1 protein-coding gene is annotated in these 588 nt (G+C 69.9%); it reads right to left on the reverse strand.

Annotated elements, in window-relative coordinates:
- Nucleotides 1-314 (reverse strand): ATP-binding protein (locus D183_RS25355; protein WP_441366584.1); only part of this gene is annotated, 314 nt, incomplete at its 3' end.
- Nucleotides 315-588 lie beyond the last annotated feature (274 nt).

The raw sequence follows: 588 nt of genomic DNA on the forward strand, positions 1-588 counted from the left end.
TGCCGCGCCGCCGCCTCCAGGCCATCGCCGCTGTCGCGCGGCACCTGCACCCGCACCACCTGCAGCGGCACCGCCAGCGCGTTGCACAGCTGCGCGCACTGCGCGGCCCAGGCGTCGGCGTCGGCATGCAGTCCGTGGTGCACGTGCAGCGCGCGCAGGCCGGCGTGGCGGTACGACGGCCGCTGCGCGAGCAGGTGCAGCAGCACGGTCGAATCCAGCCCGCCGCTGAGGCCGAGCAGCAGCGGCGCCGGTGCCGGATCGGGCAGCGTGGCGGCGAGTGCGGACAACGGGGGCGTAGAGGCGTGCGGCGGCATCGCGTCACTGTAGACGCAAGCGCACGTCAGCGCGAAGCGTGGCATGGCGACGTCTTTGCGCCTGAGCAGCGTTGTGGGAGGAACTTCAGTCCCGATGCCTTTCAGCTAATCGCGTCGGGACTGAAGTCCCTCCCACAAGAGCAGGTGTCGGCACTCGGCACTATTCAGACTGCTTGCTCAGCCGTTGCCTGCTCGATGTCGGCCGCCAGCACGCGACGACCGGCCTGCTGCCAGAGTCCCGACGCCTTTCAGTTCAATGCGTCGGGACTGAAGT

This window comes from Xanthomonas sp. SHU 199, assembly GCF_000364665.1.
In the GTDB taxonomy this organism is placed as follows: Bacteria; Pseudomonadota; Gammaproteobacteria; order Xanthomonadales; family Xanthomonadaceae; genus Xanthomonas_A; species Xanthomonas_A sontii.